The following is an 8,387-nucleotide window of genomic DNA, read 5'->3' as shown; positions in this document are numbered from 1 at the left end:
TCACCACCGCGTCGCCCGCGCCTGGGAGGTGGTGGCGTGAAGGACGAGTGGTCCAAGACCGTCCAGGACCTCCTCATCGGCACCACCCGCGGCGGTGGCGACCCCACGGCACTGCTGGCCGACTGCGCCGCCCTGGGCGTGGCCGCGTTCGGCGCCGCCCTCCCGCAGGAGGTGTCGGCGGAGCCGGTGCCGCTCGCCCCGCCCGAGTCCGCCGCCTTCCCGCGCCCGGCCGCCCGCGCGGTCCTGGAAGCGATCATGAGCCTCGACGACGAGGTCCTGCTGACCGAGTGGTGCGCCCTGGCCAAGGCGGGCAACGTCGTGGCCGAGCACCGGATGCTCCCGGCCCTCCTCGCCCTGGGCACCGCCCGGCCCGGCCTCAGGGCCGCCGTGGTCGAGGTCCTCGGCACCAGGGGGCGCTGGCTCGCGAACACCCGTCCCGGCTGGTCCTGGGCGAGCGGCACCGCGCCGCTCGTGGACGAGGTCCCGCTCGAGGAGATCCTCGACCTGCCCAGCGCGCAGCGCGTCCGCGCTCTCCGCCGCAAGCGCAAGGTCGCCCCGGTGGAGGTCGGCGCGTTCATCGCGCGGGAGTTCGAGGTGTCGCGCCGCTCGGCCGACCGCCAGGTGCTGATCAGCGCCCTCGAGACCGGTCTGGGGCCGCAGGACGAGCGGCTGCTGGAGGCGGCTCTCGACGACAAGGCGGCCGCCGTCCACGACGAGGCTCTCCGGCTCCTGCGCAGGCTGCGGCCCACGCGCCTCGCCGCCCGTGCGGCACACCGCCTTCGCCACGGTCTGCGCCTCACCGAGGACGGCCTCGACGTGCGGCCGGAGGAGCTCTGGACCCGGCCGGCCGACGAGGCCGAGCAGCGCGACCTCATGCGCGACGGCTCGGAGAAGGGTGTGGCCGGGCGGATCCGGGGTGCGGCCGCGAGCGTTCCGCCGTCGTACTGGACCTCGACGCTCAAGGCCGACGACGCCAAAGCCGCCGGCATCCTCCGGCGGGGTCCGTGGGCCGCCGCGCTCCTGAGAGGCGTCGCGGACCAGCTCGCCGCCACGAACGACCCGCGGCCGTGGGCGGTGGCCGCCGCCGAGACGCTGACGGGTATGGAGCAGCTGGAGATGCTGGCGGCGCTGCCCGCCAAGGTCGCCGAGCAGGCCGTCGTCGCCGTGTCGGAGAACTGGCACTACGACCTGCTCGACCACGCCTGCTCCCAGCTGCCGGCGCCCTGGTCGCCGGAGACCACCCGCGCGCTGTTGCAGCGCTTCGCCGCCCTGCCCGACCCGCGCTGGCGGTCGGGCCGGCCGCCGAACGTGGTGCTGGCGCGGGGCGACGCCGACCTGCTCGGCGCCGGCTGGGAGGCTCTGACCCGTCGCTGGCCGGAGAGCTCCCTGGAGCTGGAGGTCCTCAGACTCCGGATCCGCCTGCGCGAATCGTTCGCCCCAGCACCGACCCAGGAGGCCCCGTGACCGCCGTGCTCAGGCCGACGGCCGAACAGCAGTACGCCGCCGAGCTGGAGGCCGTCGCGGCGCAGGACGACCGGCAGCGGCCGCCGAACTGGCGGCTGTCGCCGCAGGCCGTGGTCACGTACGTGCTGGGCGGCACGCTGCCCGACGGCACGGTGATCTCGCCGAAGTACGTCGGCTCGCGCCGGCTGGTCGAGGTCGCGGTCGGCACGCTCGTCACGGACAGGGCGCTGCTGCTCGTGGGCGTGCCGGGCACGGCCAAGTCGTGGCTGTCCGAGCACCTCGCGGCGGCCGTCAGCGGCAACTCGACGCTGGTGGTGCAGGGGACGGCGGGCACGAGCGAGGACCAGGTCCGCTACGGCTGGAACTACGCCCGGCTCATCGCCGAGGGTCCCAGCGAGAACGCCCTGGTGCCCAGCCCGGTCATGAAGGGCATGCAGCAGGGCGCGGTGGTCAGGGTCGAGGAGCTGACCCGCATGCCGTCCGAGGTGCAGGACTCGTTCATCACGATCCTCAGCGAGAAGTCGCTGCCGGTGCCGGAGCTCAACTCGCAGGTCCAGGCCGTGCCGGGCTTCACGGTCATCGCCACGGCCAACGACCGCGACCGCGGTGTCAACCAGATGTCGTCGGCGCTCGCGCGGCGCTTCAACACCGTCGTGCTGCCGCCGCCCGCCACCGAGGACGCCGAGGTCGAGATCGTCCTGACCCGCTCGCAGCAGCTCGGCAAGGCGTTGCAGCTGCCCGCCGAACCGCCCGCGCTCGACGAGGTGCGCCGAGTCGTGCGGATCTTCCGCGAGCTGCGCGGCGGTTCCACCGTGGACGGTCGCACGCAGCTGAAGAAGCCGAGCGGCAGCCTGTCCACGGCGGAGGCCATCTCGGTCATCGCGAACGGCATGGCGCTCGCCGGGCACTTCGGCGACGGCACGCTGGGTGCGGACGAGCTGGCGAGCGGGCTCATCGGATCGGTCATCAAGGACCGCGTGTCGGACGCGACGGTGTGGCAGGAGTACCTGGAGACGGTGCTGAAGGAGCGTGCCGAGTGGCGCGACCTCTACCGGGCCTGCCTGGACGCCAGCGGTGACTGACGCACGTCGCGACCCCGTTCTCCTCGGCATCCGCCACCACGGCCCCGGCTCGGCGCGCATGGTCAAGCGGGCGCTGGAGCAGACCCGGCCGGCGCTCGTCCTGGTCGAGGGCCCACCGGAGGCGGACGGGCTGCTCGAGCACGTCCACGCCCTCACTCCGCCGGTCGCGATCCTGCTGCACGACGAGACCGATCCCGAGAACGCCGCCTTCTGGCCGTTCGCCGAGTTCTCCCCGGAGTGGCAGGCGCTGCGCTACGCCGACGAGAACGGCGCCACCGCCCGGTTCTTCGACCTGCCGGCCGCGGCGTCGATCGGGGACGACGGTCCGAGCGGGAACGTCGACCCCATCGGCCTGCTGGCCGAGGCCGCGGGTTTCGACGACCCGGAACGCTGGTGGGAGGACGTGGTCGAGCACAGCGCGTCCGACCCGCTCGACCTCGCGGACGCCATCGCCGAGGCCATGGTGGCCGTGCGCGCGGAGTTCGAGGACGAGGTCGGCGAACGCACGCTCAAGCGAGAAGCGTTCATGCGCCAGACGATCCGCAAGGCGCGCAAGGAGACCGACGGCCCGATCGTCGTCGTGTGCGGCGCCTGGCACGTCCCGGCGCTGATGGCCGGCTCGACGGTCGCCGCGGACACCGCGCTGCTGAAAGGCCTGCGGCGCCGCAAGATCTCCGGCACCTGGGTCCCGTGGAGCCACGGCCAGCTCTCCGCGGAGTCGGGCTACGGCGCGGGCGTCGACTCGCCGGGCTGGTACGCGCATCTCTGGCAGCACCAGGCCGACGTCGTCCCGCGCTGGTTCGCGAAAGCCGCCGCGGTGCTGCGGGAAGAAGACCTCCCGGCCTCGACCGCGAGCGCCGTGGAAGCCGTCCGGCTCGCGGAAACCCTCGCGGCGCTGAGGGAACGCCCGAGCGCGGGCCTGAGCGAGGTCACCGAGGCGGCGCTGGCCGTCCTCTGCGGCGGCGACGAGGTCCCGCTCCAGCTCGTCCACCGCAAGCTCGTCGTCGGTGAACGCCTCGGCGAGGTCGGCGAGGCCGTCCCGCGCTCGCCGCTGGCGGCGGATCTCCAGCGCCTGCAACGCAGGCTCCGCCTCCCCGCCGACGTCCAGCCCAAGCAGCTCAAGCTGGACCTGCGCAAGGACACCGACCGCGAACGCTCGAAGCTCCTGCGGCGCCTGGAGGTCCTCGGCGTCCCCTGGGGCAAGCAGGACCGCTCCCACTCGCTCGGCACGTTCGCCGAGGTCTGGCAGCTGCGCTGGGACCCGATCTTCGCGGTGTCCGTGGCGGTCGCCGCGCGTCACGGCACCACCGTCCACACGGCCGCCGAGAACGTCCTCACGCAGGCCGCGAAAGACGCGACGAGAGTGGCCGACGCCGCCGCGACCCTCACGAGGTCCGTCGGCTGCGAGCTGCCCAAGGCCGTCACCGAGGCCCGCGCCGCACTCGACCGCTGTGCCGCGATGGCCACCGACGCCCTGGAGCTCCTCGCCGCCCTCCCCGACCTCGCCCGCACGGTCCGCTACGGCTCGGTCCGCGGCACCGACCCGGAACTGCTGCGCGTGGCCCTGCACGGCCTGCTCACCCGAGGCGCGGTCGGCCTCCCGATCGCCTGCCGCGGCATCGACGACGAAACGGCGGACAACGCGCTCGTCACGATCGACGGCGCGCACGAGGCCGCCCGTCTCGCCGCCGACGAAGACCACCAGAAGACCTGGTGGCGAGCCCTCCACGCGTTAGCCAAGGCGGAGGCGCACGGCCTGCCGACGGGCAGGGCGACCCGCCTGCTCTGGGAAGCGGGCGAGCTGACCAGCGACGACGTGGCCGCGCGCCTGCACCGCTCGGTGGCGACGGCGTTCGTCGCGGGCTTCCTGCGCGGATCGGCCACGCTCCTGGCGGCCGACCCCCGCCTGTTCGGCCTCGTCGACGAGTGGCTGACGGGCCTGCGCGGCGAGGCGTTCGACGACGCCCTGCCGCTGCTCCGCCGGGCCGTCACCGACTTCACGCCCGCCGAGCGGCGCCTGCTCGGCGAGCAGGTCGTGGCCGGCCGGACGACCGCACCGGCGGCCGACGGCGAGTGGGACCTGGAGATCGCGGAACGGCTCGCCGCCCACGTGCGGAGCCTGCTGGACCGAGTTTGACGGAGGCCGGATCCGCCGATCCTGGGGCCGTGACCGCACCGGAAGAAGAACGCCTCGCCGCGCCGGACGAGAACCAGCTCACGCCGCCGGACGAGAGCCGCCTCGACGAGTCCCAGCAGCTCATCGACGAGGCCAAGAAGATCGCGCACGACCTGCGCGAAGAGGTCCCGGACACCTCTCCGGTGCCTCCCCGCGAGGACGGCTCCCCTGCCAACTAGGCCCTAGACCGACCAGGGCGGCGTGATCGTCGACCCGTCCGCCAGCACGGCCTCGATGCCGACCGACGTCGCGACCAGGACCCTGGCGGGTCCTCCGGTCAGCGACAGCTCGGTGCCGGGCGGCACGACGATCGCGTCACCGGCCGATGCCGTCTGCCCCTGGATCGTCACCGACCCGGACAGCACGTAGAACACCTCCTCCTTCGACGCGCGGTGGGGCGTTCCGTCGCCTCCCTCCGGCACGTCGACCGTCCACAGCGCGATCTCGGTGCTGCCTCGCGACGGCACTGCCAGTGATCTGAACTCGAACCCGCCGAACGAGCGCGCGACGGCGGACTCTCCCGTGACCAGCAAGATGACCTCCAAAGTAGTCAACGAAGTTGACTAACCTTAGAATAAGGTCAACCAAGTTGTCTACCCCGGAGAAGCGCGTGGAACCGGTGCCGATGCTGCTCGCGATGACGTACCGCGTCATGGGCGACCAGTTCCACGACCGCCTGCGGCAGATCGGCCTCGAACCGCTGCGGCCCGCGCACGGCTACGTCTTCCGGTTCCTCAAGGAGAAGCGCGCCACCACCGTCGACATCGGACAGCACCTCGGCGTCACCAAGCAGGCGGCGGCGAAGATCGTCAACGAGCTCGACGAGTGGGGTTACGTGCTCAGGGAGCCGCACCCCACGGACAAGCGCGCGCAGTACGTCACGCTGACGACGAAGGGCCGCGACTACCTGAAACTCGCGGACAACCTCTGGGCGGACCTCGAAGCCGAGATGGCCGAGGCGATCGGAGCCACGACGCTCACCACCATCAGGCAGGGCCTCGCCGCGTACCTGCGGCACGTCCACGGCGAGGACCAGCCGGGGCTCCGACCGGTGTGGTGACGCCTCAGAACACCTGCGTCACCGCGACCACGCAGAACACGGCGAAGATCGCCCCGGCCACCCGCTGGATCCAGTGCGTCGGCAGCCTCCCGGCCAGCTTGCGTCCCACCAGGACCGCCAGCCCCGCCACGGCGACCAGCGCGAGCCAGGCCCCGAGCCCGACCGCGAACGGCGCCCCGTAGCGGGCGGTGATGCCGGCGGTCGCGAGCTGCGAGGCGTCGCCCCACTCCGCCGCGAACAGCACGCCGAACGACGTCAGCGCGGCCCGCCAGAACGGCACCTCGGTGCGCGCCCCGGCCTCGTCCGCGGAGTCCTCGTCGCGCGAGAACCCCTCCTTGAGCAGCATGAAGGCGCCGATGCCGAACAGCGCGGCGACCACGGCGGCCACCACGCGGTCCGGGAGCAGGGTGATGAACGAGCCGAACGCGGCGGCCACGACGCTCTGCACGGCGAAGGCCGCCACGACACCCGTGAACACCGGCCAGGCGTGGTAGCGCGTGGTCAGGACCAGGGTCGCGACCATGGTCTTGTCGGGGAGCTCGACGAGGAACACCACCGCGAAAGCGGTGATGAACGCGAGCAATGAAGTGGCCACGAGGTCCTCCACGTCCGAAGTAGAACCCGGACGGAGGCGCGACAGACCCCGACCGGGCATGGTGCACAACCCGGCCGGAGGTCTCGTTCGCCCGTACAAGACGGGTGTGGGACCGGATCCGCTCGAAGGCGGACCAGTATGTCGATCACCACGCCACCGGCTGACTGCTCCGGTGGGAACTACTCCCCTCTGGCCCATCCATCGTAACGGACCCATGGGATCCGGACGGCGTGACGTAGCGCACGGGACCTTGGTCCCGACCCGGGACGGGACCGTCGTACCTGATAACGGCCATGATCCACACCTACGCTCGAAGACGTGGAAGTACTCGAGCTCGCGCGGTGGCAGTTCGGCATCACCACCGTCTACCACTTTCTGATGGTGCCGTTGACGATCGGCCTTTCCGTGCTGGTCGCGGGGATGCAGACCGCGTGGGTGCGCACGGGCGATGAGCGCTACTACAAGATGACGAAGTTCTGGGGGAAGCTCCTCCTGATCAACTTCGCCATGGGCGTCGTGACGGGCATCGTGCAGGAGTTCCAGTTCGGCATGGCCTGGAGCGCCTACTCGCGGTTCGTCGGTGACGTGTTCGGCGCGCCGCTCGCGATGGAGGGGATCGTCGCCTTCTTCGTCGAGTCGACCTTCCTCGGCCTGTGGATCTTCGGCTGGGACAAGCTGCCGAAGAAGGTCCACCTCGCCTGCGCCTGGGCGTTCAGCCTCGCGACGATCGCCAGCGCGTACTTCATCCTCGCCGCCAACTCGTGGATGCAGCACCCCGTGGGCATCGTGATGGACGACGGACGCCCGCGCCTCACCTCGATCTGGGCGGTGCTGACCAACAACACGGTGCTCGCCGCCTTCCCGCACACCATCGCGGGCGCGTTCGCGGTCGCCGGCGCGTTCCTCGTCGGGATCGCCGCCTGGCACCTGTACCGCAAGTCGGAGGAGGATCGCGTCTGGCGCGGCTCGCTCAAGCTCGGCACCTGGGTCGGCGTGGTCGCGTTCGTGGCTCTGAGCGTCAGCGGTGACCTGCAGGGCAAGCTGATGTTCGAGCAGCAGCCGATGAAGATGGCCGCCGCGGAAGCGTTGTGCCACACCGAACAGCCCGCGAGCTTCAGCGTTTTCGCGTACGGTGACGTCACCAGGCCCGACTGCGAGAACGTCAAGAGCATCACGGTCCCCGCACTGCTGAGCTTCCTGGCGCACAACGACTTCAGCAGCGAGGTCAAGGGCATCGGGGACCTGGTGCCGCTGTACCAGCAGAAGTACGGCGAGTTCTACCCCGTCGACGACAGGCTGGGCGAGCTCAGCGGCAAGCCGATCGACTACGTGCCCGCGCTTCCCGTCACCTACTGGGGTTTCCGGTTGATGATCGGGTTCGGCGGCATCTCGGCCGGCCTGGGTGTCTTCATGCTCTGGTTGACGCGGAGGAACCGGACGCCCACCGAATGGTGGTTCCCGGTCCTCGGCCTCGCCGGCATCGCGACCCCCTTCCTGGCCAACAGCTTCGGCTGGATCTTCACCGAGATGGGCCGGCAACCGTTCGTGGTGGTGCCGAACCCGTCCGGTGTGGACGGTGTCTGGATGTTCACCGCGCAGGCGGTGTCGAACAGCACCCCCGGCGAGATCCTGACCTCGCTCATCGCCCTCACCGCGGTCTACAGCGCGCTGGCGGTCGTGGAGTTCTACCTGATCCGCAAGTACGTCAGAGGCGGGATACCCGGCGTACTGCCCCAGAAGTCAGACGACGGCGCCCTGGCGTTCGCGTACTAGGGGAGAGACGACGTGGAAACGCTCTGGTTCGTGCTCATCGCCGTGCTGTGGCTCGGCTACCTGTTCCTCGAAGGGTTCGACTTCGGCGTCGGCATGCTGCTGCCCGTCCTGGGCCGCGACAACGCCGAACGCCGAGTCATGATCAACACCATCGGGCCGGTCTGGGACGGCAACGAGGTGTGGCTCATCGTCGCGATCGGTGCCACGTTCGCGGCCTTCCCCGGCTGGTATGCGGCG

9 protein-coding genes are annotated in these 8,387 nt (G+C 71.3%); 7 read left to right on the top strand and 2 right to left on the bottom strand.

The window, feature by feature from the left end; all coding sequences use genetic code 11:
- From VM306_RS28470 to VM306_RS28455, 4 genes are all read left to right on the top strand, one after another.
- On the top strand, positions 1–1,464 hold a 1,464-nt coding region (locus tag VM306_RS28470; protein WP_325520587.1), incomplete at its 5' end, for a DUF5691 domain-containing protein.
- Entirely contained in the window at positions 1,461–2,546 is a 1,086-nt protein-coding gene (locus tag VM306_RS28465) for an AAA family ATPase (protein WP_325520585.1), read from the top strand. The genes VM306_RS28470 and VM306_RS28465, both read left to right, overlap by 4 nt.
- Positions 2,539–4,683 carry a DUF5682 family protein gene (locus tag VM306_RS28460; RefSeq protein ID WP_325520583.1) on the top strand — a complete coding sequence of 715 codons (2,145 nt, stop codon included), beginning with the start codon at positions 2,539–2,541 and terminating at the stop codon, positions 4,681–4,683. The genes VM306_RS28465 and VM306_RS28460 overlap by 8 nt, the downstream gene beginning before the upstream one ends.
- Before the next feature lie 29 nt (positions 4,684–4,712).
- Positions 4,713–4,901 (top strand): hypothetical protein, encoded by a 189-nt coding sequence (locus VM306_RS28455; protein WP_325520581.1) that lies wholly within the window; start codon positions 4,713–4,715, stop codon positions 4,899–4,901.
- Between the two features lie 3 nt (positions 4,902–4,904).
- Here VM306_RS28455 and VM306_RS28450 read toward each other — a convergent pair whose 3' ends face one another.
- Positions 4,905–5,255 carry a cupin domain-containing protein gene (locus tag VM306_RS28450; protein WP_325520579.1) on the bottom strand — a complete coding sequence of 117 codons (351 nt, stop codon included), beginning with the start codon at positions 5,253–5,255 and terminating at the stop codon, positions 4,905–4,907.
- Positions 5,256–5,311: 56 nt separating this feature from the next.
- On the opposite strand from VM306_RS28450, the gene VM306_RS28445 reads away from it, so the two are divergent.
- Positions 5,312–5,782 (top strand): MarR family winged helix-turn-helix transcriptional regulator, encoded by a 471-nt coding sequence (locus tag VM306_RS28445; protein ID WP_325520577.1) that lies wholly within the window; start codon positions 5,312–5,314, stop codon positions 5,780–5,782.
- A gap of 4 nt (positions 5,783–5,786) precedes the next feature.
- On the opposite strand, the gene VM306_RS28440 is transcribed toward VM306_RS28445, so the two are convergent.
- Positions 5,787–6,365 (bottom strand): TMEM165/GDT1 family protein, encoded by a 579-nt coding sequence (locus VM306_RS28440; RefSeq protein ID WP_325520589.1) that lies wholly within the window; start codon positions 6,363–6,365, stop codon positions 5,787–5,789.
- Between the two features lie 330 nt (positions 6,366–6,695).
- On the opposite strand from VM306_RS28440, the gene VM306_RS28435 reads away from it, so the two are divergent.
- Both VM306_RS28435 and VM306_RS28430 read left to right on the top strand, forming a co-directional pair.
- The gene (locus VM306_RS28435; RefSeq protein WP_325520573.1) at positions 6,696–8,150 is read left to right on the top strand and encodes a cytochrome ubiquinol oxidase subunit I; all 1,455 of its coding nucleotides are present in this window, start codon (positions 6,696–6,698) and stop codon (positions 8,148–8,150) included.
- Between the two features lie 12 nt (positions 8,151–8,162).
- Positions 8,163–8,387: cytochrome d ubiquinol oxidase subunit II (locus VM306_RS28430; RefSeq protein WP_325520571.1), on the top strand; the 225-nt coding region annotated here is incomplete at its 3' end.

This window comes from Lentzea sp. (assembly GCF_035525475.1).
GTDB lineage: Bacteria > Actinomycetota > Actinomycetes > Mycobacteriales > Pseudonocardiaceae > Lentzea.
The sequence above is the reverse complement of the archived record's forward strand: the minus strand, read 5'-3'. Positions and strand labels throughout refer to the sequence as shown.